Consider the following 26,547-nt stretch of genomic DNA (forward strand, 5'->3'; position numbering starts at 1 on the left):
GTCAGAGGGCTTGATGCCGGGGTTTTTCCGCCACCCGGTTGCGCAGGTACACCGGCAGGGCCGATTCCGCCGGGACCGCCCGGCCCCGGGTGAAATCCCGGGCGGCAAGCCGGGCCACCTCGGCGGCACTGGGCAGGGCGTCCGGCATCGGCCTTCCGCTCAGGCAGTCCCCGAAGCGGCTGGTCAGCACCGTCCCGTGGGCTGACCAGCCATGGCCCACCCCCAGCCAGCCCCGCCATTCCGGCAGGGGGGCATCCTCGGGGGGGCAGACCCGTTCCTCGCCTGCTGCGACGGCCAGGCCGTCCTCGTCTCCCCGGAAGGCGCCCCAGTAGACTTCTCCCATGCGCGCATCCAGGGCGGCCAGTACCTGGTCCGCCCCTTCATCCAGACCCTGCTGGGCCAGTGCCGCCAGGGTGGAGACGGGCACTACCGGCAGATCGGCGGCAAAGGCGGCACCCTGGATCACCCCGACGGCGATCCGGACCCCGGTAAAGGCCCCCGGCCCCCGGCCGAAGGCCAGGGCATCCAGCTGCCCCAGGGACAGGCCCGCCTCCGCCAGCAGCCCCTCCATCATGGGCAGGATCAGGCGGGCATGAGCGCGGGGTTCCACCTCGAAACGGACCCAGACATCCCGGTCCAGGAGCAGGGCGGCGGAACAGGCCTCGGTGGCGGTTTCAATGGCCAGCAGTTTCATTCGGGGTCTTCACCGGGGTGGTTGTGGGTCCGGGGCAGGGCACCGAGTCGGCTCAGTTCCCGGCGGGCGGCTTCCAGGGCCTGCTCGGCCTCCACCTGGTCGGTGATGTCCTTCTGGATGCCGATGTAGTAGGTCAGCCGGTCCTCGTCATTGAATACCGGCGTGATGCTCAGTTCGTTCCAGAACAGGCTGCCGTCCTTGCGGTAGTTGCGCAACCGCACCCGGCAGGGGATGCCGCGTTCCATGGCGTCGCGGATTTGCGCCAGGGCGGCCTGATCCCGATCATCGTTCTGCAGGAAACGACAGTCCTGGTACAGAATCTCATCGGCGCGATAACCGGTCAGCCGTTCAAAGCCTTCGTTCACGTAGATCAGGATGGTGTCCTCGCCCTCCCGCTCGGCAATGGTCACGCCGTCATTGCAGGCGTCCACCGCCAGGGCGAGCAGGGCGGGATCAATCAGACGTTCGCGTGCCATGTCAGATCCGGGAGAGGGATTCCGAGCCGCTCAGGGTCTCCAGGGCTTCCAGGTTGTGGAGATGGATGATGCCCGCCTTTTCGGACAGATAACCCCGTCGTTTCCAGTCGGCGAAGAACCGGCTGACAGTCTCCACCGTGAGGCCCAGCAGTTCACCGGTCTCGGTGCGGGACAGCGGCAGGGGCATGCTGGGGTAGTGGCCGTTCTTGGCCCGCCAGTAAAGCAGGAAGGTGGCGAGTCGTTCGCTGGCCTTTTTGGTGCCCAGTTCCAGGGCCAGGTTTTCCACCTGCTGCAGGGCCACTGCCCAGCGGGCCAGCAGGGCATGATTCAGGGTGGGATGTTCCGCCTGCAACTGCTTGAGCACCGGCAGCGGCAGGCGGCAGATCTGGACCGGGGTCAGGGTGGTGGCCGTGTGGTTGTAGGCAAGGCCCATCAAGCCTTCCGCCCCCATCACGTCTCCCCGGGTCAGCAGGCGCAGGATCTGGTCACGACCATTCACGGCGGTGCGGGTCAGCTTGATCACGCCGTCCTTGAGGGTGAACGCGGCGTTGGCCGCGGCACCTTCCCGGTAAAGAACATGACCCGCGGGCAGGTCCAGATGTTCCGCCGGGTTGTTGAGGCTGAACACCACCTCGTCCGGCAGGTCGCCGAACAGGCTGACACCCCTGACCGGACAGCGACGGCAGTCGTTGTCCATTTGGGGCGCCACGGGACGACCCGGCAGGGCATGCTTGCGCCGCCGATGGGGAATCGCCGGGTCTTCAGCGCCCAGCATCGGATCACATGGGTTGGACAACGGTGAACGCTCCCCTTATCTGACCTTCTTCATAGCCGCGGGCCTGGTCGTCGGGATACATGCGCAGCAGGGCATGTTCCACGTCATAGCGGATTTCCTGACCGTGGCAGGTCAGGCAGGCTTCGCCGACGGGGATGGCACGCATGTACCGGAACTCACGCACTTCCCCGCGCTGATAGATTTCGTAGAATTCCATGGTCTGAGGGGATTCCCCGGCCGCCAGCCTGGCCTCGAAGGATTCCAGGACCAGCCGCTCCCAGGCGTCCGGGGCATTCTCGGGATTGCGGATCCTGAGACTGGTACGGCCGATCTCCAGCCGCCGGTCGGTGGATACATCCCGCGAAATCTCTCCGGCCCGCTGACTGCAGACCTCGATTGCGTGCAGGGGGCCGCCGCTCTCGAGTGCCTGTTTGAGTTCCCCTTGCAGACTGCCGCCGAAATGCTGCACGGCGGCGCGGCTGGCATCGACCCGGGATTGGGTCTCCGGGGGCAGTTCCTGGGCAGACAGGCCCAGGCTGCCGGTAGCGAGCAGCAGGATCGCCAGCGTGGTCAATGGATATCGTTTCATGTCATGCCCTCCGGGCAACACGGCGGATACGGCCTAACCATGGGTCTTTCTCATGCTTTTCATACTAGCATGGTATGGAACTTACCTGGCTATCGAAAGATGCCTTTTCCGGGGGGCTTTTGCGTTCCTCAGTCACTGAGTCGGAGCAGCACCAGCACGGCACCGGTGCCACCGTCCGCGGGTCGGGCGGAGCAGAAGGCCAGAACCTCCGCGCGCTGTTGCAGCCAGTGGGCCACCCGGCTCTTGAGTACCGGACCCCGGTTGCTGGAGCGCAGGCCCTTGCCGTGGATGATGCGGACACAGCGCAGGCGTCGCTCCCTGGCGGCGGCCAGGAACAGCACCATCTCTTCATGGGCTTCGCGGGCCGTCATGCCGTGCAGGTCCAGTTCCGCTCCGATCCGGTAATGGCCCCGCCGCAGCTTCTTGAATACCTGGCGCTGCAGACCTTCGCGCATGTAGATGAGTTCGTCGCCGGGCTGGATGTCGGTGACCTGAAAGGGATCATCGATCATGTCCTCCAGGGCACGGCGATGTTCGGCCTCGGTCTGACGGGGGCGAGGCGGCGGCCGCCGTGGCTGCAGCATGGCCCGGTCGGTGTGCACGGGCGCCACCGGGCCGACGGCCTGGCGGAAGAGGTCAAAGTCATCATCCTGCGAATCGGAAGGCGGCATGTCAGGAATCCGTTGCCGGTGGCTTGAGTCTGGACGGGTGTCGGCTGCCTGGGTTTGTCGGTCGGAAAGATGCGCCGGACATGCGCCGGGGACAGGCTTTCCAGTATATTAACCGCTTGACTTCAAAGTGACTCGATATGCGCATACTGCTCAGTAACGATGATGGTGTCCACGCGCCGGGCCTGCAACTGCTGGCCAAGGCCCTCAGAACCTGTGCCGACGTCCATGTGGTGGCACCGGACCGTGATCGCAGTGGTGCCAGTAATTCCCTCACCCTGTCCCGTCCGTTGCGGCCTGAAATCCTCGACAACGGCGACGTGCGGGTGGACGGCACGCCGACGGATTGTGTCCATCTGGCCATCACCGGCCTGTTGGCGGAAGAGCCGGACATGGTGATCTCGGGCATCAACGCGGGCGCCAACCTGGGGGATGACGTGCTCTATTCAGGCACCGTGGCCGCCGCCATGGAAGGTCGTTTTCTCGGTTTGCCGGCCATCGCCGTCTCCCTGGCCGGGTATCCCTGTCAACACTTCGATTCCGCCGCCCGGGCCGTGCTGGAACTGCTGGAACGGTTGCGCAACATGCCCCTGCCGTCCGACACCATCCTCAATGTGAATGTTCCGAACCTGCCCTGGGATGAGATCCGCGGTTTTCAGGCCACTCGTCTGGGCCACCGTCACAAGGCGGAGCCGGTGACCCGTTCCACCGATCCCCGGGGCCGTCCCATTTACTGGGTGGGTCCCGCAGGGCCGGAACAGGATGCCGGACCCGGCACGGATTTTCATGCCATCCGTTCCGGGTATGTCTCCGTCACGCCGATCCAGGTGGACCTGACTCGTTACGATGCCATGGATGTGGTGAGTCGCTGGCTGACGGGAGAGCGGGCTTGAACCACGATCTTGCGGGAATCGGCATGACCTCCCAGCGTGCCCGGGATCGGCTGGCCCGCCGGCTGCAGGAGCTGGGCATCCGCGACCCACGGGTGCTGGAAGTGATGCGCTCCACCCCGCGACACCTGTTCGTGGATGAAGCACTGGCCCATCGTGCCTACGAGAACACGGCCTTGCCCATTGGTTTCGGCCAGACCATTTCCCAGCCCTATATCGTGGCCCGGATGACCGAGGCCCTGCTGGAAGACGGGGTGCCGGAGCTGGTGCTGGAGGTGGGCACCGGGTCCGGGTATCAGGCGGCCGTCCTGGCCCAGCTGGTGGGGCGCGTGGTCAGCCTGGAACGGGTCCGGCCCCTGCAGCGTCGTGCCCGGGAGGTGCTCAGCAGCATGCGTCTGCACAATGTCAGCCTGCGCCACACCGACGGCACCCAAGGCTGGCCGGAGCATGCGCCCTATGACGGCATCCTGCTCACCGCGGCGCCCCGGCAATTGCCCGAGGCTCTGTTGTTGCAGCTCAAGGTGGGCGGGAGACTGCTGGCCCCGGTGGGGGGAGAGAACGAGACCCAGTCTCTGGTGCGCATCACCCGTACCAGCAAGGCGTTCGTGAAGGATGAACTGGGGCCGGTGAGTTTCGTGCCCCTGCTGCCGGGAGAGGTGCCATGAGGCTGTTCGGTCCACTCTATGATCGGGTCATGGGCTGGTCTCGCCACCGCCATGCCCCCCGCTATCTGGCGGCCCTGTCCTTTGCCGAGTCATCCTTTTTCCCGGTGCCGCCGGATGTGATGCTGGCCCCGATGGCGGCGGCCAGACCCCATCAGGGCCTGTATCTGGCCTTCATCACCACCCTGTTCTCGGTATTGGGCGGGGTGCTGGGCTATGTGCTCGGCTATCTGGCCTTCGGCATGCTCGAGCCGGTGATCGTCAATGCCGGGTATGGGGAAGAGCTGTCGCTGGCCCAGGAATGGTTTACCGTCTGGGGGGTGTGGGTGGTGCTGGTGGCCGGGTTCTCGCCCATTCCCTACAAGCTGTTCACCATCACCGCCGGTGCCCTGTCCATGGCCCTGCTGCCCTTCATCATTGCTTCGTTCCTGGGGCGGGGGGCGCGGTTCTTTGCCGTGGCCTTGCTGATCAGCTGGCTGGGACCTCGGGTGGAACCAAAATTGCGGCCCTATATCGAATGGCTGGGATGGCTGACGGTGGTCTGCCTGCTGCTGGCGGTTGCCCTCTATCAATGGCTGGGATGAACAAGACACGGTGAAGGGACTGGCACTTATTCTGCTGCTGTTACTGCTGGTATCGGGCTGTGCCGCCATCAAGCCCGAAGAGCCGGCGTTCCGTTCCGGCACCTATACCGTGCGCCAGCATGAAACCCTCTATTCCATCGCCTGGCGCTATGGCCTGGAATGGCAGGAACTGGCCCGCTGGAACGGGATCAGGGAGCCCTACACCATCTATCCCGGTCAGCGCCTGCGGATGAATCCGCCGCCGGGGCAGTCCAGGACGGCATCGGCATCGGCACCGACACCGGCCACCACGCCGGCGCCGCGGACCACGGCGGCGACGCCCCGGGAAACCCGGACCGAGCCGCCGCCGCGGGCGGCCACGCCGACGCCGACGGCTTCCGCTTCCGCGCCTCCCGCCACGCGTCCCGCTCCCACCGCATCGGCCCCGCCCCCGACTTCATCCTCTCCGGCCCCGACGCCGCGGCCGTCTTCACCGGCCAGTTCCACGCCGCCCCGGCCGGCCCCCGTGGCCCAGCCGGTGCGTGAGCCGACCACCCCCACCGCCACCCCCGCCCAGGCGGCCACCGGTCCCCTGGTGTGGCAGTGGCCCACCGAAGGGCAGGTCATTCGTCGATTCGATGCCCAGGGAACCGGGAAGAAAGGTATTGCCATCGCCGGTCAGCGGGGCCAGCCGGTGCGTGCCGCGGCCCCGGGTCGGGTGGTCTACAGCGGCAGTGGACTTGTCGGATATGGAAAGCTTATCATCATCAAGCATAACGACAGTTACTTAAGTGCTTACGGCCATAATGAAAAAATCCTTGTAAATGAAGGTGCCATGGTATCCGCAGGGCAGCAGATCGCCTTGCTGGGGGATACCGGTACGGATCGTCCCATGCTGCATTTCGAAATCCGCGAGGACGGCAAGCCGGTGGATCCCCTGCGCTACATGCCGGGCCGATAATCAAGGGGCGTGGCAGCCCCGCACAGGAGGTCACATGCCCAAAAGGCGAGACGAGAACCCCGTGTACGAGGATGTGGAGGAGAGACTGGAGGACGATGTCAGGGATGGGCCGCTGGACCCGGAGGCACAGGAATCGGCGGCATCCCTGCCGGATGAGGCAGAGGCGGTCGATGAGTCGGAAGACGACGGGGAGCCCATGGTCTTCGCCGCGGGCGAAGTTCCCAAGAGCGACATGGATGCCACTCGGATCTATCTGAGCGAGATCGAGTTCTCGCCCCTCCTGACACCGGAGGAGGAGGTCCATTACTCGCGCCTGGCCCAGCAGGGGGACGAGTACGGCCGTCGCAAGATGATCGAGTGCAATCTGCGCCTGGTGGTCAAGATTGCCCGCCGTTACATGAATCGCGGCCTGGCCCTGCTGGATCTCATCGAAGAGGGCAACCTGGGTCTGATCCGCGCCGTGGAAAAGTTTGACCCGGAACGGGGGTTCCGCTTTTCCACCTATGCCACCTGGTGGATCCGCCAGACCATCGAGCGTGCGATCATGAATCAGACTCGCACCATTCGCCTGCCCATCCACGTCATCAAGGAACTGAACGTCTACCTGCGGGCCTCCCGCCAACTGGCTCAGGAACTGGATCACGAGCCGACGGCGGAAGAGGTGGCCAGACACCTGGACAAACCGGTGCAGGATGTGAAGAAGATGCTGGCACTGTCGGAGCGGGTGACGTCAGTGGACCTGCCCATCGGCAAGGAGAGCGACCGTCCCCTGCTGGATGTGATTCCCGACGAGCAGACCCCGGAGCCCTCGGAACTGATCCAGGACGAGGACGTGATCCACTATGTGGACGAGTGGCTGATGGAGCTGGATGAAAAACAGCGGGAAGTGATCGTGCGCCGCTTCGGGCTGCATGGCTTCGAGCGCAGCACCCTGGAGCAGGTGGGGCTTGAACTGGGCGTCACCCGGGAACGGGTCCGGCAGATCCAGATGGATGCCTTGAAGCGTCTGCGCAAGATCCTGGAAAGCCGGGGGTTTTCCGAAGAGACGCTGCTGCAGAACTGAAGCGCCCCGCGGCGGGCGTCATCCATGCCCCGGCAGCATCAGGGCGGCGGCCACCCGCCGCCCTTCGTTCATGATGACGTTGTAGGTACGGCAGGCGGCGGGGGTGTCCATGACTTCCAGGCCGATGCCCCGATCCCGGAACAGACGCAGGATATCCCGGGGCGGGAACTTCAGCACCGGACCGGTTCCCAGCAGGATGATCTCCGGTGTGTGTGTCAGAATGGGTTCCAGGGCGGCCGCCGTCAGTGTATCCGGTTGTTCGATCCCCCAGTCCGGGATGAGGGCATGGGGCAGGACCACCAGGCTGCCCTCATAGCGGGTCTGGTTGACCTGCACCCAGGTGGCGTCATGGGCCGTGATCACGTGCCGGCCGTCACCGTATTCGCGTGTCATCTTCATGGGGTCGAAGCTAACGCCGCGATGCCGTCAAGGCAAGTGCGGCCCGCCCCTGATTGACAGCCTTTCGGGTGCCCAGTATCGTTTCCGGTTCATCTGCAGTCTTCTCTTTCATTCCCTTCTGCAACGCGGATTACCCCTGTGATCGAAGAGTTTCCGAGAATCAAGCGCCTTCCCCCCTACGTCTTCAGCATCGTCAACGACCTGAAGGCCAAGGCCCGTGCCAGAGGCGAGGATGTGATTGATTTCGGCATGGGGAATCCGGATCAGCCCACCCCGGATCACATCGTCGACAAGCTGGTCGAGGCATCCCGGCGCGGTGATACCCATCGCTACTCCATGTCCAAGGGCATCCCACGCCTGCGTCGGGCCATCTGCCGCTGGTACAAGGAGACTTATGATGTGGATCTGGACCCGGAAACCGAGTCCATCGTCACCATCGGTTCCAAGGAAGGTCTGGCCCACCTGGCGCTGGCGACCCTGGGACCGGGTGACGCGGTGCTGGTGCCCAATCCGGCCTATCCCATTCACCCCTACGGCTGCGTCATTGCCGGCGCCGATATCCGCCATGTCCCGCTGACTCCGGATGTGGACTTCTTTGCGGAACTGGAGCGGGCCATCCAGGATTCCTGGCCGCGTCCGAAGATGCTGATCCTGAATTTTCCCGCCAACCCGACCACCCAGTGTGTGGAACTGGAGTTCTTCGAGAAGGTGGTGGCCATTGCCCGGGAACACAAGATCTGGGTGGTTCACGACCTGGCCTACGCCGAGATCGTGTTCGACGGCTACAAGGCGCCCTCCATCCTGCAGGTGCCCGGCGCCAAGGACCTGGCGGTGGAGTTCTACACCCTGTCCAAGACCTACAACATGCCCGGCTGGCGGGTGGGTTTCATGTGCGGCAATCCCACCCTGGTGTCCGCCCTGGGACGGATCAAGTCCTACCTGGACTACGGTACCTTCACCCCGATCCAGGTGGCGGCCATCACCGCCCTGGAAGGTCCCCAGGAGTGCGTCGAGGAAATCCGGCAGCTCTATCGGGTGCGCCGGGATGTGCTTTGCGACGGCCTCAATGCCCTGGGTTGGCCGGTGGAAAAGCCCAAGGCCACCATGTTCGTGTGGGCGCCCATCCCCGAACAGTATCGGCACATGGGATCTCTGGAGTTCTGCAAGAAGCTGTTGCGGGATGCCAAGGTGGCGGTCTCCCCGGGGATCGGTTTCGGCACCTACGGCGATACCCATGTTCGCTTCGGCCTGATCGAAAACGAGCACCGGACTCGCCAGGCCTTGCGTGGGATCAAGGCCATGTTCCGGGCCGATGCCAGGGCCGAGGCCCGGCGCGACGACTGAAAGACGGCCCGTCAGCCTGTACTTCGACACGGGGTGACCTTCGGGTCGCCCTTTTTTTTTGCGCAGTTCGTCACGTTCCGACTACCGATCCTTTTGGATTGAATTTAGGATGTGTCCGGAATGGGGCCTTCAAGGCTCAAGAATGTTCAATCCGGGCCGATGATGACGGGTAAGAGATAAGGAGAAGTATGCCAATGCCCAAAACGATCCTCACGGTGGATGATTCCGCCTCGATTCGTCAGATGGTGACCTTCACGCTCAAGGGGGCGGGTTATGCCGTCACCGAGGCCGTGGATGGTCAGGACGGACTCGACAAGGCCCGTGCGGGTCGGTTCGATCTGGTCTTCACCGATCAGAACATGCCGCGCATGGACGGCATCAGCCTGATCAAGGCCCTGCGAGGACTGCCTCAGTACAAGACGACTCCCATCCTCATGCTGACCACCGAGTCAGGGGACGCCATGAAGGCCCAGGGACGTGCCGCCGGCGCGACGGGGTGGCTGGTCAAGCCTTTTGATCCCCAGAAGTTGCTGGAGGTCGTTCGCAAGGTCATCGGCTGAATCAGGAGGCTCCACAACCCGTGCGGGGACAAGCGGCATGACCATCGACATGAGCCAGTTTTATCAGGTGTTTTTCGACGAGGCCGCCGAGCACCTGAGCGAAATGGAAAGCCTGCTCCTGGAGCTGGACGTGACGTCGGCCGACAAGGAGATGCTCAACGCCATCTTTCGTGCCGCCCACTCCATCAAGGGCGGGGCCGGTACTTTTGGTTTTACCGACATGGCTCAGGTGACCCATGTGCTGGAGACGCTGCTGGACCGCCTGCGCAAGCAGGAGCTGCAGCCGACCACCGCCATGGTGGATGCCTTTCTGGATGCCGGTGACGTGCTCAAGGCTCAGCTGGTAGCCCATCAGGAAGGGGGGATTTATGAAGATCCCCGCATCGCCGAGGTCTGTGGCAGACTGGAAAGACTCTCCGTGGTCGGGGCGGATCAGGCAATCCCCGCGACAGCCGCCGCCCCGTCCCGGCAGGTCACCCGTGACGGGACGCCTCGGGACGGGGCCGACCTCGCTCCGGCCGACGCTGAACCGTCCTGTCCGGTCTGGTTGATCCGGATTCATCGAGCGCAGGCGGGACTCACGCCGGACACGTCACTGGATGGACTGGTGTCGGCTCTGGGCGAGTTGGGACGCCTTGAATCCCAGGCGGCGGATGCGAATACCCTGTGCTGGCAACTGACCGCCCCGGTCTCCCATGACCAGATCGTGGAATTGCTGGACTTTGTGTGTGATGCCGCCGGCGTACAGGTGGAAGTCCTGGATCATTCCCCGGCGGCGGATGAAGATCCCGGTTACGGTTTTTTTGAACCATTGCCCGACATTTCCGCCGACGCGGCGTCGGTCGCGGATGAGGAGCCGGGATTCGGCCTGTTCGAAGATGCGCCGGGAGCGGTGCAGGCGCTGGATCAGGAGCATCCCGGGTATGGTCTGTTCGGCGGTAGTCCGGGGATGGTCCAGATTGCGGAACTGGCGGCCTCCACCCCGCCTCCCAGCGGCACCGGTTCTCCACCGGAAGAGGGACGTCAGCCTCCAGCGCGGCGGATGCCCGCCGGTGATGCCTCCATCCGGGTCAGCGTGGAAAAGGTGGACCAGCTCATTAATCTGGTGGGAGAGCTGGTGATCTCCCATGCCATGCTGGCGGAGTCGGTGTCGGGCCTGGACCCGGTCAGCCATCAGTCCATCTTCAACGGCCTGTCCAACCTTGAGCGCAATTCGCGGGATCTGCAGCAGGCTGTCATGTCCATCCGCATGATGCCCATCAGCTTCGTGTTCAATCGGTTTCCCCGGGTGGTGCGCGATACGGCCGCTTCCCTGCAAAAGAAGGTCAACCTCAAGCTGGTGGGAGAGGATACCGAGCTGGACAAGGGCCTGATCGAGCGTCTGGCCGATCCATTGAATCATCTGGTGCGAAACAGCATCGACCACGGTATCGAACCCCCGGCCCAGCGTCTGGCCGCCGGCAAGTCCGACACCGGACAGATTGTACTGCGTGCCAGCCACCAAGGCGGCAACATCGTGGTGGAGGTGAGCGACGACGGTGCCGGACTCAACCGGGACAAGTTGCTGGCCAAGGCCGCGGAGAAGGGCATTCCCCTGCCCGATCACCCGTCCCCCAAGGAGGTCTGGCAGCTCATCTTTGCCCCGGGCTTCTCCACCGCGGAGAAGGTGACCGACATCTCCGGCCGTGGCGTGGGCATGGATGTGGTGCGTCGGAACATCGAACAGATGAATGGTCGGGTGGAGATCGACTCCGAACCCGGCAAGGGCACTCGCATCGTGATCCGGCTGCCCCTGACCCTGGCGATTCTGGACGGCATGTCGGTGCGAATGGGAGACGAGATCTTCATCCTGCCGCTGACCGCCATCCGCGAGTCGGTCCAGCCCCGGCGCGAGCAGGCGAAGACCATATCGGGCAAGGGCCGCGTCTTCCAGGTGGGCGGGGATTACCTGCCCCTGGTGGAGCTGGACCGACTCTTTTCCCGTGGCAGGCGCAGGACCGCCCTGGAAGAGGGCATCGTGGTGATCGTGGACACCAACGAGGGTCGGGCAGCGCTGCTGGTGGATGAGCTGATGGCCCAGCATCAGGTTGTGATCAAGAGTCTGGAAACCAATTATCGCAAGGTGGAAGGGGTGTCCGGGGCCACCATCATGGGCGATGGAAGGGTCGCCCTGATCCTGGATGTGGACGAACTGATGCGGCTCAATCGCAAGTTCGGGTTTTCAACGGCAATCCCCGAGGCACGGGAGCAGGCACATGACTGAGACACCGAAGGACAGGGCGGGCATCAGCGGCGATGACCGTCGAGAATATTTGACCTTCACTCTGGGGGATGAGGAGTACGGCATCGATATCCTCAATGTCCAGGAGATTCGCGGCTACGATGCCGTCACGAAGATCGCCAATTCCCCCGACTTCATCAAGGGCGTGATCAACATGCGCGGGGTGATCGTGCCGATCATCGACATGCGCCTGAAGTTCCATCTGGGGGTGGCCGAGTACAACCAGTTCACGGTGGTGATCATCCTCAACATCAGCGGCCGGGTGGTGGGCATGGTGGTGGACGGTGTTTCCGATGTCATCGCCCTCAAGTCCGAGCAGATCCGTCCCGCGCCTGAATTCGGCGCCATTCTGGACACCGCCTATATCGACGGGCTGGCCACGCTGGATGACCGCATGGTCATCGTGGTGGATATCGAAAAACTCATGAGCAGTGGCGAGATGGGGTTGGTGGATCAGGTTCAGTCCGGCTCGATCTAGTCATTTTGCTCAGAAACCGGTAGAGGATACGCACATGCGCTGGTTCGACAATCTTTCAGCAGGGATCAAGATCGGTTTTCTCGGTGGGGTGCTGATCCTTGCCCTGGGCTACGCCGCCTACGAGGCCTACCTGGGCTTCAGCAGCTGGGCCAATTATTCACAGCAGATCCGCGACAATCGATTGCCCTCCATCCGGGCCCTGGGCAATCTCAATACCGAGCGCATGGTGATCCGGGCCCAGACGGTGGAGGTCCTGGTCCAGGATGAAGCCTATACGGACAAGACGGCCCTGCGCAGCATCGCCAGCCAGCGGGCGCGCTCCTGGGAGATCATCGATCGCAACTGGAACGAGATCAGCAGTATTCCCCGAATGACGGAGGAAGGGCAGCGGGTCTTCACCCGGCTCAGTGGGGAATACCTGGCCTGGAGAACCATTTATGTCGAACTCGATCGTTTGATTGAGGCCATGATCAACACCACGGACCCGGTGCGCTACGACCAGTTGATGGAAGAATACCGGGCCACCATGAACCGGATGGTGCCCATGTCCAACACCATGGGAGCCACCTTCGATGAACTGGTGGCCGGCAACATGGCCCGCGCAAGCGCCCAGGCCACCGAGGCGGTCGAGGCTTCCGAGTCCGAGATTCGTCAGTTGGTCTGGCTGGCCGCCATCGCCCTGTTGCTGGCCGTTGCCCTGGCCATCCTCACCGTTATCAGCATGGTACGGCCCCTCAAGGCGCTGGTGACCCATTTCCATGCCATCGGCGAGGGTGACTACGATCAGAAGATCCAGTCCGACCGCAAGGACGAGATCGGCCTGGCCCTCAAGGGCCTCTCGGAAATGCAGGCCAAGCTCAAGGCGGACATTGCCGAGACCCGGCGCGTGGCGGCGGAAAATCTGCGTATTCGGTATGCCCTGGACAGTGTCTCTTCCAGTGTGATGGTGTCCGAACCCGGCGGTCAGATCATCTACGTCAACGAAGCAGTGGTGGGCATGTTCCGCCGGGCCGCCAACGAAATCCGCAAGGATCTGCCCAGCTTCAATCCGGATCAGGTGCTGGGTGCCAGCGTGGATATCTTCCACAAGAATCCGGCCCATCAGCGTCAGATGATGGACACCATGCGTTCCACCCATGACACCCAGATCAAGATTGGCGGGCGCACCTTCCGCCTGGTGGCCAATCCCATTATGAACACCGGCGGTGAACGGGTGGGCGTGGTGATCGAGTGGACGGACCGTACCGAGGAGCTGCGCGTGGAGGAGCAGGTCAGCGCCCTGGTGGAAGGTGCCGTGAAAGGGGACTTCACCAAGCGCATCCCCACGGAAGACCTGAGCGGTTTCTTCAAGCGTCTGGGCGAGGGCGTCAATACCCTGATGGAAAAGACCGCCACGGGACTGGCGGAAGTGGCCCGGGTGCTGGACGCGGTCTCCCACGGGGATCTGACCCAACAGGTGAACGGCGACTACGAAGGCACTTTCGGCCAGCTCAAGAACGATACCAACAGCACGGTGAATCGCCTCAAGGAACTCATCGGCCAGATCAAGGAATCCGTGGACGCCATCAATACCGCGGCCCGGGAGATTTCGGTGGGCAACGCCGATCTGTCCCAGCGGACCGAGGAACAGGCCTCCAGCCTGGAGGAAACCGCCTCCAGCATGGAACAGCTCACCTCCACGGTGAAACAGACCGCCGACAATGCCCGTCAGGCCAATCAGTTGTCCAATACCGCCCGTGAAACCGCGACCCAGGGGGGCGACAAGGTCAGGGAAGCCGTGACCTCGATGAAGGCCATCACCGAAAGCTCCGAAAAGATCAGCGAGATCATCACGGTCATCGATGGTATTGCCTTCCAGACCAATATCCTGGCCCTGAACGCCGCGGTGGAGGCGGCCCGTGCCGGTGAGCAGGGGCGGGGCTTTGCCGTGGTGGCGGGGGAGGTGCGCAATCTGGCCCAACGTTCGGCCTCCGCCGCCAAGGAGATCAAGGCCCTGATCGCCGAGGATGCCGCCACCATCAGCCAAGGCAGTAAACTGGTGCTCGAAGCCGGCGAGGCCATGGAAGAGATGGTGAATCAGGTCAAGCGCGTGGCTGACCTGATTTCCGAGATCTCCGCCGCCGCCGACGAGCAGAGCTCGGGGATCGAGCAGGTGAACACCGCCGTGACCCAGATGGATGACGTGACTCAGCAGAATGCCTCGTTGGTGGAAGAGGCGGCGGCCGCTGCCGAATCCCTGGAAGAACAGGCCCAGGGTCTGGCCCGTGCGGTCAGTGTCTTTCGGGTGGATGACCTGAGCATCGGGACCGGGGCCGTACTGACCCCGCCCCAGCGCAAGGCCCTGCCGGCGGCGGGTGCCACCAGACCCAAGACGCAGTCGACCACCAAGGCGATGCCCAGACCTGCCGCCGGCAGCGTGAAAAAGACACCGCCGCCGAGCAAGCCCTCGGATGACGAGTGGGAGGAGTTCTGAGTCGGGAATTTCACTTTACCGATCAGGATTTCGAGCGCGTCCGCGGCCTGATCCATGCCCACGCCGGTATCTCTCTCAACCCGGGCAAGCGCGACATGGTCTATAGTCGCCTTGCCCGGCGGTTGCGGGCCTGCCGGCTGCAGTCCTTTGAGCAGTATCTGAATGGACTGGAAGTGGACACCCCGGAATGGGAGCAGTTTGTCAATGCCCTGACCACCAATCTGACCGCCTTCTTCAGGGAGTCCCATCACTTTCCGGTTCTGGCCGCGCACCTGGTCAATGCCCATGCGGTGCACCGGCGCCCGTTGCGGATCTGGTCCGCCGGCTGCTCGACCGGTGAGGAACCCTATACGATCGCGATGACGGCCATCAATGCCTTCGGCTCCTGGACGCCCCCGGTGAAGATTCTGGCCACCGATCTGGACACCCAGGTGGTGGAGCATGCTTCGGAGGGCATCTATGCCATGGAACGGGTGAGCAAGGTGCCGGCGGAGGAGATGCGGCGTTTTTTCCTGCGTGGCCGCGGTCGTCAGGAGGGGATGGCCCGATTGCGTCCCCAGGTCAGGTCACTGGTCACCTTTCGTACCCTGAACCTGCTGGGCGGCGCCTGGCCGTTGAAAGGCCCTTTTGATGCCATATTCTGCCGTAACGTGTTGATCTATTTTGACAAGCCGACACAATACCGGCTGATGAGCCGCTTTCATCCTCTCATGCCCCCAGGTTCATTGCTGTTCGTGGGGCACTCGGAGAGCCTGGCCCATGCCGCGGATCTGTTCCGGCTCAAGGGAAAGACCATTTACGAGCCTGTCATTCGGGCTTGAGACCTGACTGCATGACCAAGAGCTTTGAAGAAGTCCTGGCCACCACCCATTACTTTGACAGACATTTCGAGACGAATGCAGTCAAGGTGCTGCCCGGGGAATACTATGTGTCAGAGCCCGGCCTGCTCATGGTGACGGTGCTGGGATCCTGTGTGGGCGCCTGCATTCGGGATCGTGTCAGCGGGATCGGCGGGATGAATCATTTCATGCTGCCCGATGACCGTCGCGAAGAAGATTCCAGGGTGGGGAGTGCCATGCGCTATGGTGATTACGCCATGGAAATCCTCATCAACGAGTTGCTCAAGAAAGGCGCTCGGCGCGCCAATCTGGAGGCCAAGCTGTTTGGGGGCGGGAATGTGATTGCCGGCTTCACGCAGAACGTGGTCGGAGAGCGCAATGCACGTTTTGCCGTGAATTATCTCAAGACCGAGGGGATTCCCGTGGTGGCCAGGGATCTGATGGGGAATCTTCCACGCAAGGTGTATTTTTTTCCGGCGGATGGACGGGTGCTGGTACGCAAGTTGAAGACGTTGCGAAACGACACGCTCCTGGAGCGGGAAATTAAATACAGTCAGCGACTGCGACAGGCCCCCGTGGCCGGGGACGTGGAGTTGTTTTCCTGAGCGGTGGCCTTGCCGCTCATGGGACATGCCTCGGCCCGGTGACTGTGTGGATGATGAGGAAACAAGACATGCAGGGCTTGAGTGTGAAGGACGTGATGGATGATCTGAGGCGACACTGGCCCGCGGCACTGGTCAGTGTGGTGATATTGCTGGTGCTGGTGTTGTTGCCGGCCTGGTTGCCGGCCTGGCTTGCCGTGCTGCTGGTGGCGCTGACCTGGCCTGTCTCCATGATCATGACCGGGCGACCGGGGGCTTCCCCAGCGGTGGATGAATCCCACGCAGGGGACAGGGGCGAGGCCTCTGCCGACCATGATCAGGCGCTGTGGAGCCTGGTGCTGGAAATCGACCAGTTGATGGTCAGTGAAATCGATGAGCTCCGGGAGTTGGTGCGGCAGGCGGGCAACCTGGTGTCGCACGCGGCCGGTGATCTGCGGCAGAGTTTTGAGAATCTTTCCGTGACCTCCCAGGAGCAGCAGGCATTGATCCTGCGTCTGGTGGGCGGTTTTTCGGGCAAGGTCGATGCCGACGGGGACATGATCGATCTCAACAACTTCATGCACGAGAACTCGAGGGTCATGAACGACCATGTGCAGATGTTGATCGACGTGAGCAAGCACAGCGTGGAAGTGGCCCATCAGGTGGATGATCTTTCCTCGCAGATGGAACAGATCTTTTCCCTGCTGGACAGTGCCAAGCATATCGCCGGGCAGACCAATCTGTTGGCGCTCAATGCGGCCATTGAAGCGGCCCGGGCGGGGGAGGCCGGCCGAGGCTTTGCCGTGGTGGCCCAGGAGGTGCGCAAGCTGTCGCGGGATTCGGACAAGTTCAACGAAGAGATCCGCAGTCTGGTGGAGCAGGCCAGCCGTGTATTCGCCTACACCCGCGAGATCGTCGGTCGCATGGCCTCCCAGGACATGAACGCCTCGATCGATGCCAAGGGGTCGGTGGACGAGATGATGGCACAGGTACGGAAGATGAACCGGGTGATGGAGGAGGGGCTGCAGCGGGTTTCGTCAGGGGTGACGTCGGTACATCAGAATGTGGGCGACGCGGTGCGTCTGCTCCAGTTCGAGGACATCACCGCGCAGGTGCTGGAGCGGGCCGTTCGCCGCATCGACTTCATGGAGCGGTTCGTTGCCGAATTGCGTCAGTTGCCCTTGGCCGAACCGGGGCACTCAAGGAGCCAGTTGCAGGATTCACGGACTCGACTGGAGGCGCTGCGCTCCCAGTTGAGGGATGCCGCCCATCGGCCCGTGCATCAGAAGTCCATGGAAGAAGGCGAGATCGAGCTTTTCTGATGTCCCCTCGCGGCGGTATCGCCGCCCGTCCCAAGATTTGGAGGAACCGCAGGGTGTGCATGACTTGAACCGGAAGATTCGCGTATTGATCGTCGATGATTCGGCGCTGATCAGAAAGGTCCTGACCGAGATCCTCAACACCGCGCCGGATATCGAGGTGGTCGGTACTGCCCAGGATCCCTATGTGGCACGGGAGCGGATCAAGGGTCTGAATCCGGATGTGCTGACGCTGGACGTGGAAATGCCCCGCATGGACGGCCTGACCTTCCTGCGTAATTTGATGCGGTTGCGACCCATGCCGGTGGTCATGGTCTCCTCCCTGACGGCCCGGGGGGCCGATGTCACCCTGCAGGCCCTTGAACTGGGGGCGGTGGACTTCGTCACCAAGCCGACCCTGGATGTATCCCGTGCCCTGACTGAATACGCGGATCAACTGATCGACAAGGTGCGCATGGCGGCGGGTGCCCGGGTGCGTAGTCAGGTACAATTGGCCGCGCCGCCGCCCAAGCATTCGGTGGATCAGGTGATCCCGGCCCGTCCGGCGCCGGTACGGCTCCATACCACGGATCGGCTGCTGGCCATCGGTGCATCGACGGGCGGGACCGAGGCGGTCAAGGATGTGCTCATGGGGCTGCCCACCGACTGTCCGGCGGTGGTGGTCGCCCAGCATATTCCGCCCGGTTTCAGCCGGGCCTGGGCGGAGCGCATGAATCGGCAGACCTCGCTGGTGGTGAGGGAGGCGGAGGAAGGGGATCGCCTGGTGAGCGGTCACGTCTATATCGCGCCCGGCGATCATCATCTGCTGGTGGCCAGGGATGGGGCGCGTTACGTCTGCCGACTCAGCCGGGGGGAGCCGGTGAACCGTCACCGCCCCAGCGTGGATGTGCTGTTCCGTTCCGTGGTTCAGGCCGCCGGCACCAATGCCTGTGCCGCGCTGTTGACCGGGATGGGCGCGGATGGGGCGCAGGGACTCAAGGAACTCCATGACGCGGGCGTGTTCACCATTGCACAGGATGAGGCCACCAGCGTGGTCTGGGGCATGCCGGGAGAGGCCGTGAAGCGGGGCGCCGCCGCGAAGGTACTGCCATTGCAGGAGATCGCCGCCGCCTTGCTCAGGGCCTCTTCGTGATGTCGGGCTTGGGGTGTGTGGGCTGCCTTATCAGATTTAGAGCGGAGTATGTGCCATGAGTATCAGTCGCAAGGTCGACAGCGATAAAGGTGTTGTCATCATCAGTATCGAGGGGCGTTTCGACTTTTCCGAACACCGCCCGTTCCGTGATACCTACCGGGACATAGCCCCGGGTTCCATGCGTTTCATGGTGGATCTGTCCCGAGCCGACTATCTGGACAGCTCGGCCCTGGGGATGTTGCTGCTGCTGCGCGAGCATGCGGGCACGGATGCCGGCCGCGTCACCATCCGGGGATGTACCGAGGATGTCAGGAGAATCCTTCGAATCGCCAACTTCGATCGTCTGTTCACGCTCGAATAGGAGGGCGCCGATGAATGACGGCCTGACCGCTGCCCCCGGCAACCGTGGCCTGGCGCTGGTGGTGGATGACGAGTCCGCCAACCGCCTGGTGCTGGCCACCATGCTCAGGCGCGAAGGCTTCCAGGTGATGGAAGCCGCGAACGGCGAGCAGGCCCTGGAGCGTTTCGGAGAAACACGGCCGGACATCATCTTCATGGATGTGATGATGCCCGGCATGGGCGGTCTGGAAGCGACACGACAGCTCAAGATCCTGTCCGATACGGACTTTGTTCCGATCATCTTTCTGACCGCCCTGCACGACGACCAGTCCCTGGTCCGTTGCATCGAGTCCGGTGGCGACGATTTTCTCTCCAAGCCCTTCAGTTTCAATGTCCTCAAGTCCCGCATCGTGGCCATGGAGCGGGTCCGTGACCTGCATCGCCACATTGCGGCCAAGAGCCGCATGCTGGCGGGGTTGCTGGAGATCGATCGTCAGGAGCAGATGCTGGCCGAGCGGATCTTCAGTCATGCGGTCAACGATCGCAATGTGGCTGCCGACCATCTGGGGATCCTGATGCGCCCCGCATCCACCTTCAATGGGGATGTGTTGCTCAGTCAGCACCTGCCCGACGGCAGCCTGCGTGTCCTACTGGGCGATTTCACCGGCCACGGCCTGTCGGCGGCCATCGGCGCCCTGCCGGTGGCCGATGCCTTTCATACCATGACCCGCAAGGGCGTGATCGATGAAGTGGTGCTGGAGGAGATCAATCGCAAGCTGTATCGGTTGTTGCCCGCGGATCGCTTCATGTGCGCCTTCATGGCGACGTTTTCGGTGACCGGCGATGAATTGCGCTGGTGGAACGGCGGGATGCCGGATGGCTGGCTGTGTCAGGCCGACGGTGTCCACCCCATGACGTCCCATGCCCTGCCGCTGGGTATCCTGCCCGAGCTGTCCCATGGCGATGCGCCGCGCCGGCGCGTCCTGCGGAAGGGTGATCGGGTCTTGCTCGTCACCGACGGGCTGATGGATGCACAGGATGTCGCCGGTCGTATTTTCGGACAGGCCGGATGGCCGGCGCTGATCGCAGGCTGGCGCCGTGAGCACAGCCTGCTGGGTCCCTTGCTTGCGTCCCTGGACGCCCATTGCGCGGATACGGATCAGCAGGATGATATCGGCGCGGTGGAGATTCCTCTGACCGGGGAGATCTTCGGGGGGGCCGATCTTGGCTTCAATCGATCCACCCCTACCGGCGGTGCCTGTTCGGTATTGTTGCGGGATGGGCGTCTGGCACAACCCCCTTCGATGGCGCAGCTACTGGACATGCTGGGACTGGCGCAGGCCCTGGCCGACCACCTGAATATCCTGGAGACCATTTTCCACGAGCTCTACACCAATGCGCTGGACCACGGTATCCTTCGCCTGCCGTCCTGGATGAAGGCGACAGCAGACGGTTTTTCGGCTTATTATATGGAGCGCGAGTGCAGGCTGGCGGCAGGCCCCGTCGGCAGCATACGGGTGGACATCTGTCATGAGCCCGGACCGCCCGGCACGATCAGGATCAGCATTACCGACAGTGGCCTGGGGTTTGATCATGACAAACCGTGTGAGCCGCTGGGCGCCTCGGTCAAGCCCTGGGGGCGCGGTATCGCCCTGGTGCGGGAACTGTGCGAATCCGTGAACTACTACAATCAAGGCACCCAAGTGGAGGCAGTCTATCGGTGTGTCTGAATGATCGGTATGTCTGAATTTAAAGGGTCAGTCTCCCATGTCCAGTAGTCCTCATCATCAGGAGCAGGAATACCCTCTGAGCCGTAATGGTGCCCGCATCATGGTGGTGGATGACGAGCGCGCCAACCTGGTGCTCATGGAGCGGCTGCTGCGCACCGACGGCTATGCCAATCTGGTGCTGGTCCAGGATCCTCGACAGGTCATGAGTGCCTATCGGGAAGCACGAACGGATCTGATCCTGCTGGATATCCAGATGCCCCATATGGATGGTTTTCAGGTCATCGAACAGTTTGCCGCGCTCGAAGACCCGCTGGTACCGCCGATCCTGGTGCTGACCGCGCAGGCAAGCCGTGAATACATGCTGCGTGCCCTGAACGTGGGGGCGAGGGATTTCATCGGCAAGCCGTTTGATCGGGCCGAGGTGCTGGCACGGGTCCGCAATATGCTGGATGTGCAGCTGGCGCACCGCATGACTCATGACCAGAAGGACGTGCTGGAACAGATGGTCCGCGAGCGGACCCAGGAGATCCGCAACACCCGCCTGCAGGTGGTTCAGCGGCTGGGCCGGGCCGCCGAGTACCGGGACAACGAGACCGGCTTTCATATCCTGCGCATGAGCCATACCTGTGAATTGCTGGCCCGGCATGTGGGTTGGAGTCAGGCGGACTGCGATCGCATGCTTCATGCCAGTCCCATGCATGATGTGGGCAAGATCGGTATCCCCGACCATATCCTGCTCAAACCCGGCAAGCTCACGCCGGAAGAGTGGCGCATCATGCAGACCCATACCACCATCGGCGGGGATATCCTCAGTGGAGATGATCCCGATCTGCTGGACCTGGCCCGGGAAATCGCCCTGTCTCATCACGAAAAATGGGATGGCAGCGGTTATCCGCTGGGGCTGAGCGGGGAAGAGATTCCCATCAGCGGACGCATCGCCGCCCTGGCGGATGTGTTCGATGCCCTGACCTCGGAGCGGACCTATAAGAAGGCCTGGTCGGTTCAGGACGCCCTGGAACTCATTCGGGAGTTGAGCGGCTCCCATTTCGACCCTCGGTTGACCGAGCTGTTTTTCAGTCTGGTTCCCGAGATCCTGGCTATTCGGGACCGTTTTGCCGAGCCCCCGGGCATGGATGCCGACCGGCACCTTTCCCAGGGGGGCGCCGACGGCGACGGTTGACCGTGGCCGTGTCCCCGGCATCATGCCCATTGGCTTACCTGATTCCGCTATAATCTCGCGATTTCCCGCGCCGAAGGAGTGTTCCTGTTGAAACCCGTCAAGCTTGGCCTGCTGGGCCTGGGTACCGTGGGCAGCGGTACCGCCAACGTGCTCAAACGCAACAGTGATGAGATCACCCGCCGGGCCGGTCGGGGCATCGAGATCGTGGCCGCCGCCGGCAAGAACCTGGAGAGTCACAATTGCCGTGACGTCACCGGCATGCGTCTGACCGAAGACGCCTTCTCGGTGGTCAACGATCCCGAGGTAGAGGTGGTGGTGGAGCTGATCGGCGGCACCACCCTGGCCCGCGAGCTGGTGCTTTGCGCCGTCGACCAGGGTAAGCACGTGGTCACCGCCAACAAGGCCCTGATCGCCCTGCACGGTAACGAAATCTTCGCCCGCGCCCAGGAAAAGGGCGTCATTGTCGCCTTCGAGGCGGCGGTGGCCGGCGGCATTCCCATCATCAAGGCGATCCGCGAGGGGCTGGCGGGAAACCGCATCAACTGGGTGGCCGGCATCATCAACGGCACCGGCAACTTCATCCTCACCGAGATGCGCGACAAGGGCCGCGATTTTCAGGATGTGCTGGCCGAGGCGCAGCGACTGGGTTATGCGGAGGCCGACCCCACCTTCGACGTGGAAGGTATCGACGCCGCCCACAAGCTGACCATCCTGGCCTCCATTGCCTTCGGCATCCCGCTGCAGTTCGATCGGGTCTATACCGAAGGGATCACCGGCATCACCCGGGAAGATGTGGCCTATGCCAATGAGCTGGGTTATCGCATCAAGCACCTGGGGATTGCCCGCCGCACCGAGCAGGGCATCGAACTGCGGGTGCATCCCACTCTCATTCCGGAGCGACGCCTGATCGCCAACGTGGACGGGGTCATGAATGCGGTCCTGGTATCCGCCGACGCCGTGGGTCCGACCCTCTATTACGGTGCCGGTGCCGGTTCCGAGCCCACCGGTTCCGCCGTGGTGGCGGATATCGTGGACGTGGTGCGGGCCATGACCACGGACCCGGAGAATCGCGTGCCCCATCTGGCCTTCCAGGCGGATACCTTGTCGGATACCACCATCCTCCCCATGGAAGACGTGAAGACCTCCTTCTACCTGCGGTTGCGGGTGCTGGATCGTCCCGGCGTAATGGCCGACATCACCCGCATCCTGGCCAGCCTGGACATCAGCATTGAAGCCATCCTGCAGAAGGAACAGGATGACGACACCACGGAAGCGGACGTGATCCTGCTCACCCACGAGGTGCGCGAAGGCAACATGATCCAGGCCATTCGGGAGATCGAGGCCCTGGAAACCGTGAAGACGCCGGTGATCCGCATTCGCCTTGAGAATCTGAAGTAAGCCATCCGTACCCGAGAGACCATCATGCCTTTTCGACCCCGCTACACCGGTATCATCGAGCGTTATCGCGACCGTCTGCCGATCCACGATGACACCCGCATCATCGGTCTGGGGGAGGGCAACACGCCCCTCATCCGCCTGAACAACATTCCCCGCCTGATCGGCAAGGAAGTGGACATCTACGTCAAGTACGAAGGTCTGAATCCCACCGGCTCCTTCAAGGACCGGGGCATGACCATGGCTGTGACCAAGGCGGTGGAGGATGGCTCCAGGGCCATCATCTGCGCCTCCACCGGCAACACCTCCGCGGCTGCGGCGGCCTATGCGGCCCGGGCCGGCATCACCGCTTTCGTGCTGATCCCCGACGGCAAGATCGCCCAGGGCAAGCTGGCCCAGGCCATGATGCACGGCTCGGTGGTGATCCAGATCAAGGGCAATTTCGATGACGGCATGCGCCTGGTGAAGGAGGTGGCCGACAGTGCGCCCGTGACCATCGTCAATTCCGTCAATCCCTATCGTCTGCAGGGTCAGAAGACGGCGGCCTTCGAGATCGTGGAGGAACTGGGTCGGGCGCCGGATTACCACTGCCTGCCGGTGGGCAATGCGGGCAACATCACCGCCCACTGGATCGGTTACTGCGAGTATTCCTCCGCTTCCGGCGATCATGTCACCGAATCCTGCGGCTTCTGCAAGGGGCGCTGCATGTATGCCGGTGGCGCGGTGGTGGGCAACCGGCCCAGGATGGTGGGTTATCAGGCCGCGGGCAGCGCACCCTTCATGCGCGGTCACATGGTGGATAACCCGGAAACCGTGGCCACCGCCATCCGCATCGGCCATCCTCAGTCCTGGGACTATGCCTGGAAGGTCAAGGAAGAGTCCGGCGGCTGGTTTGACGAGTGCAGCGACGAGGAGATCCTGGCGGCGCAGAAGCTTTTGGCGGAGAAGGAAGGCGTGTTCTGTGAGCCGGCTTCGGCCACCTCCCTGGCGGGGGCGTTGCGGGACGTGCAGCAGGGCAAGATCCCCGAGGGCTCCAGCATCGTCTGTACCCTGACCGGGCATGGCCTGAAGGACCCCGATACCGCCATCCGCCAGTCCACCCGGGCGCCTCTGACGGTGGATGCCACCCTTGACTCGGTGAAGCGGGCGATCCTGGAGAACATGTAAGGTCTCCTGTCCCCTTACCCCGGCCCTCTCTCCCCGCATCCGTCACTCCCGCGAAGGCGGGAGTCCGGTATTTTCAGTCCACCACTGGATTCCCGCTTACGCGGGAATGACGATGACAAGCTGCAAAGGCGTAGGTTTTATCGTCACTCCGACGGGGCTTTTCGTCACTCCCGCGAAAGCGGGAGTCCAGGCCAGGAACAGGGGGTAGGCAGCATTTCCTTTCCTTTCCCCGGCGTCCCCCTCACTTCACATGCAACCCCCCCACCCAGTCACGGGCAAACTGCCACGCCACCCGGCCGCTGCGCGATCCCCGCAGCAGGGCGAACCGCAGTGCCTGGGTCCGGCAGTGATCATCCATGGTCACGCCGCCCAGTCGTCCCAGCCAATGTTCCACCACCGCCAGATACTGTCCCTGGTTGAAGGGATGAAACGATACCCAGAGTCCGAACCGCTCGGACAGGGACACCTTCTCCTCCACCGCTTCTCCCGGGTGGATCTCGTCCCCCTCCCGTCGGACTTCCAGGTTGTCCGTCAGTCGCTCGGGCATCAGGTGGCGCCGGTTGGATGTGGCATAGATCAGCACATTCTCCGGCGTGCCTTCCAGGGCGCCGTCCAGGGCCGCCTTGAGTGCCTTGTAGGCAGGTTCGTCCGCCTCGAAGGAAAGGTCATCGGCAAACAGGATGAACCGCTCGGGGCGCTCCCGCAGGGGGGCGACGATCTCCGGTAGATTGACCAGGGCCTGGGCGTCCACCTGCACCATGCGCAGCCCCCGATCCGCGTAACGGGTCAACAGGGCGCGCATCAGGGATGACTTGCCCGTGCCCCGGGCGCCCCAGAGCAGGGCGTTGTTGGCGGGCAGTCCCTGCACGAACTGGCGGGTATTGCGATCCAGGAGCGACTTGGGACGGTCGATGTGCAGCAGGTCATCCAGATCCAGGGGCGGTACACTGGGAATCCCCTGCAGATGGTGATCTCGCCAGCGAAAGGCGGGGGCCTTCCAGTCGGGCGCCGGGGCGGCCCCGGGCAGCAGGGCGTCCAGGCGGTTCAGCAGGGATTCGGCCTGGTCCAGCAGGTGATTCAGCGGATGGGTGTCTTGCATGCGACGTCAACGGGTTTGAGGGGAAGGCTTGCCTGATTGTGTATCTTACCGCAGGCCGCGCAGCCTGGATCAGTGAGTCCGGGCCGAAAGTCCCCGGCCCTTGCCGGGAAGTGAAGTGACCGTTTTTCGCTCATGATTTGCCGATCTGGCTGAGGTTGAGGCTGCGGATGGCCAGGAAGACCTCCCTCAGGAAGGCCAGCAGGGCACCGATGAGGGAGAACATGGCCAGTACGAACAGGGCGCCGATGAGCAGGGGATTATCGATGCCGAGAAAGTATTCGATGAAGGCGGAGACGATGGTCAGGCAGATCAGCAGGGCGGTGGTGATGCCCAGGGTGATGCCCAGGTGCACCATTCGCACCCTGGCCTCCAGTAGCTCCAGTTCCCGGATGGCGGTCTTGTGGAACTCGTGGTCTTCGTGACGGATGCGTGCCTGCAGGTAACGCCGCCGATCCACCACCCGGGACAGTCTGGAGACGAAGGCGTTGATGAAGCCCGCGATGCCCACCAGCAGGAACACGGGGGCAACCGAAAGCTGGATCACGGTGGAGATATCGTAAAGGGTCTGTGTCGACGACATGGTTTTTCCCGATGGGGTTTCCCGTGGTGTTGTAATGGCCCGCGCGGACCCGCTTCATTCCCTCATAAACGAGTGTCCAGTGGAAGTAGGGATCGTCCGTCACAGGTGACTACCGTCATTCCCGCGGAAGCGGGAATCCAGTGGCGGACCGAGGTGACTGGACTCCCGCCTTCGCGGGAGTGACGAAAAAACAGAGTGACGAAAAGAGCCGAGGCAGTGACGAAAAGCCCCGAGGAGTGGCGGCATGGGGCTTTTTTCAGGGCTGCCTTCGCAATTTATCCGGCTCCGCTGTGCTATGGTCATAGGCGAG

27 protein-coding genes are annotated in these 26,547 nt (G+C 63.0%); 19 read left to right on the plus strand and 8 right to left on the minus strand.

All coding sequences use genetic code 11. The features are described 5' to 3' along the window. Nucleotide 1: 1 nt before the first annotated feature. From tsaB to LQD11_RS07290, 5 genes are all read right to left on the minus strand, one after another. Entirely contained in the window at nt 2-694 is a 693-nt protein-coding gene (gene tsaB / locus LQD11_RS07270) for a tRNA (adenosine(37)-N6)-threonylcarbamoyltransferase complex dimerization subunit type 1 TsaB (protein ID WP_238616953.1), read from the minus strand. After that, nucleotides 691-1,170, minus strand: a complete 480-nt coding sequence (locus LQD11_RS07275) for a PAS domain-containing protein (protein ID WP_238616954.1) — start codon at nt 1,168-1,170, stop codon at nt 691-693. Before LQD11_RS07275 ends, tsaB begins: the two co-directional genes overlap by 4 nt. A 1-nt stretch (nt 1,171) precedes the next feature. Next, entirely contained in the window at nt 1,172-1,966 is a 795-nt protein-coding gene (locus LQD11_RS07280) for a Crp/Fnr family transcriptional regulator (protein WP_238616955.1), read from the minus strand. Continuing rightward, nucleotides 1,950-2,534 (minus strand): Tll0287-like domain-containing protein, encoded by a 585-nt coding sequence (locus LQD11_RS07285; RefSeq protein WP_238616956.1) that lies wholly within the window; start codon nt 2,532-2,534, stop codon nt 1,950-1,952. The genes LQD11_RS07280 and LQD11_RS07285 overlap by 17 nt, the downstream gene beginning before the upstream one ends. A gap of 128 nt (nt 2,535-2,662) precedes the next feature. After that, on the minus strand, nt 2,663-3,205 hold the full coding sequence (locus tag LQD11_RS07290) for a Smr/MutS family protein (RefSeq protein ID WP_238616957.1): 543 nt from the start codon (nt 3,203-3,205) through the stop codon (nt 2,663-2,665). 137 nt (nt 3,206-3,342) lie between these two features. Between LQD11_RS07290 and surE the strand changes: the two genes are divergently transcribed. The 5 genes from surE to rpoS are packed head-to-tail and all read left to right on the plus strand — an operon-like array spanning nt 3,343 to nt 7,341. After that, nucleotides 3,343-4,095, plus strand: coding sequence for a 5'/3'-nucleotidase SurE (gene surE, locus LQD11_RS07295; protein ID WP_238616958.1), 753 nt, complete (start codon nt 3,343-3,345; stop codon nt 4,093-4,095). A gap of 23 nt (nt 4,096-4,118) precedes the next feature. Further along, nucleotides 4,119-4,757: a protein-L-isoaspartate(D-aspartate) O-methyltransferase gene (locus tag LQD11_RS07300; RefSeq protein ID WP_412852760.1), complete on the plus strand. Its 639-nt coding sequence runs from the start codon at nt 4,119-4,121 to the stop codon at nt 4,755-4,757. Continuing rightward, a complete protein-coding gene (locus LQD11_RS07305) occupies nt 4,754-5,338 on the plus strand; it encodes a YqaA family protein (RefSeq protein ID WP_238616960.1) in 585 nt (194 codons plus the stop codon). Before LQD11_RS07300 ends, LQD11_RS07305 begins: the two co-directional genes overlap by 4 nt. A 10-nt stretch (nt 5,339-5,348) precedes the next feature. Then, a complete protein-coding gene (locus LQD11_RS07310) occupies nt 5,349-6,278 on the plus strand; it encodes a peptidoglycan DD-metalloendopeptidase family protein (RefSeq protein WP_238616961.1) in 930 nt (309 codons plus the stop codon). Nucleotides 6,279-6,312: 34 nt separating this feature from the next. Beyond that, entirely contained in the window at nt 6,313-7,341 is a 1,029-nt protein-coding gene (gene rpoS, locus LQD11_RS07315; protein WP_238616962.1) for an RNA polymerase sigma factor RpoS, read from the plus strand. An 18-nt stretch (nt 7,342-7,359) separates the two neighbouring features. Here the strand turns inward: rpoS and LQD11_RS07320 are convergent, their stop codons facing one another. After that, nucleotides 7,360-7,740 (minus strand): Mth938-like domain-containing protein, encoded by a 381-nt coding sequence (locus tag LQD11_RS07320; RefSeq protein ID WP_238616963.1) that lies wholly within the window; start codon nt 7,738-7,740, stop codon nt 7,360-7,362. A gap of 138 nt (nt 7,741-7,878) precedes the next feature. Here LQD11_RS07320 and alaC point away from each other — a divergent pair, with 138 nt between their 5' ends. The 14 genes from alaC (at nt 7,879) to thrC (ending at nt 24,558) form a co-directional block, all read left to right on the plus strand. Then, nucleotides 7,879-9,084, plus strand: coding sequence for an alanine transaminase (gene alaC / locus LQD11_RS07325; RefSeq protein WP_238616964.1), 1,206 nt, complete (start codon nt 7,879-7,881; stop codon nt 9,082-9,084). 194 nt (nt 9,085-9,278) lie between these two features. Next, complete coding sequence (locus LQD11_RS07330) at nt 9,279-9,644, plus strand: response regulator (protein ID WP_008931299.1); 366 nt, start codon at nt 9,279-9,281, stop codon at nt 9,642-9,644. Nucleotides 9,645-9,681: 37 nt separating this feature from the next. Continuing rightward, complete coding sequence (locus tag LQD11_RS07335; RefSeq protein ID WP_238616965.1) at nt 9,682-11,907, plus strand: chemotaxis protein CheW; 2,226 nt, start codon at nt 9,682-9,684, stop codon at nt 11,905-11,907. Next, entirely contained in the window at nt 11,900-12,403 is a 504-nt protein-coding gene (locus tag LQD11_RS07340) for a chemotaxis protein CheW (RefSeq protein WP_238616966.1), read from the plus strand. Before LQD11_RS07335 ends, LQD11_RS07340 begins: the two co-directional genes overlap by 8 nt. A 34-nt stretch (nt 12,404-12,437) precedes the next feature. Further along, on the plus strand, nt 12,438-14,876 hold the full coding sequence (locus LQD11_RS15575) for a methyl-accepting chemotaxis protein (RefSeq protein WP_276315673.1): 2,439 nt from the start codon (nt 12,438-12,440) through the stop codon (nt 14,874-14,876). Then, complete coding sequence (locus LQD11_RS07355; RefSeq protein WP_238616967.1) at nt 14,861-15,697, plus strand: CheR family methyltransferase; 837 nt, start codon at nt 14,861-14,863, stop codon at nt 15,695-15,697. Before LQD11_RS15575 ends, LQD11_RS07355 begins: the two co-directional genes overlap by 16 nt. Before the next feature lie 11 nt (nt 15,698-15,708). Then, nucleotides 15,709-16,320 (plus strand): chemoreceptor glutamine deamidase CheD, encoded by a 612-nt coding sequence (cheD, locus tag LQD11_RS07360; protein ID WP_238616968.1) that lies wholly within the window; start codon nt 15,709-15,711, stop codon nt 16,318-16,320. A 68-nt stretch (nt 16,321-16,388) separates the two neighbouring features. Beyond that, on the plus strand, nt 16,389-17,618 hold the full coding sequence (locus LQD11_RS07365; RefSeq protein WP_238616969.1) for a methyl-accepting chemotaxis protein: 1,230 nt from the start codon (nt 16,389-16,391) through the stop codon (nt 17,616-17,618). A gap of 64 nt (nt 17,619-17,682) precedes the next feature. After that, nucleotides 17,683-18,747 (plus strand): protein-glutamate methylesterase/protein-glutamine glutaminase, encoded by a 1,065-nt coding sequence (locus LQD11_RS07370; protein ID WP_238616970.1) that lies wholly within the window; start codon nt 17,683-17,685, stop codon nt 18,745-18,747. A gap of 55 nt (nt 18,748-18,802) precedes the next feature. Then, complete coding sequence (locus LQD11_RS07375; RefSeq protein ID WP_238616971.1) at nt 18,803-19,108, plus strand: STAS domain-containing protein; 306 nt, start codon at nt 18,803-18,805, stop codon at nt 19,106-19,108. Between the two features lie 10 nt (nt 19,109-19,118). Continuing rightward, a complete protein-coding gene (locus LQD11_RS07380) occupies nt 19,119-20,816 on the plus strand; it encodes a fused response regulator/phosphatase (protein ID WP_238616972.1) in 1,698 nt (565 codons plus the stop codon). A 37-nt stretch (nt 20,817-20,853) separates the two neighbouring features. Continuing rightward, entirely contained in the window at nt 20,854-21,996 is a 1,143-nt protein-coding gene (locus LQD11_RS07385; protein ID WP_238616973.1) for an HD-GYP domain-containing protein, read from the plus strand. Between the two features lie 87 nt (nt 21,997-22,083). Further along, on the plus strand, nt 22,084-23,394 hold the full coding sequence (locus LQD11_RS07390) for a homoserine dehydrogenase (protein ID WP_238616974.1): 1,311 nt from the start codon (nt 22,084-22,086) through the stop codon (nt 23,392-23,394). Between the two features lie 24 nt (nt 23,395-23,418). Then, on the plus strand, nt 23,419-24,558 hold the full coding sequence (thrC, locus tag LQD11_RS07395; RefSeq protein ID WP_008931283.1) for a threonine synthase: 1,140 nt from the start codon (nt 23,419-23,421) through the stop codon (nt 24,556-24,558). 241 nt (nt 24,559-24,799) lie between these two features. Here the strand turns inward: thrC and LQD11_RS07400 are convergent, their stop codons facing one another. Beyond that, nucleotides 24,800-25,657 carry an ATP-binding protein gene (locus tag LQD11_RS07400; protein WP_238616975.1) on the minus strand — a complete coding sequence of 286 codons (858 nt, stop codon included), beginning with the start codon at nt 25,655-25,657 and terminating at the stop codon, nt 24,800-24,802. Nucleotides 25,658-25,787: 130 nt separating this feature from the next. Then, on the minus strand, nt 25,788-26,237 hold the full coding sequence (locus tag LQD11_RS07405; protein ID WP_008931281.1) for a DUF2721 domain-containing protein: 450 nt from the start codon (nt 26,235-26,237) through the stop codon (nt 25,788-25,790). Between the last annotated feature and the right edge of the window lie 310 nt (nt 26,238-26,547).

Source organism: Ectothiorhodospira shaposhnikovii, assembly GCF_022227765.1.
Lineage (GTDB): Bacteria > Pseudomonadota > Gammaproteobacteria > Ectothiorhodospirales > Ectothiorhodospiraceae > Ectothiorhodospira.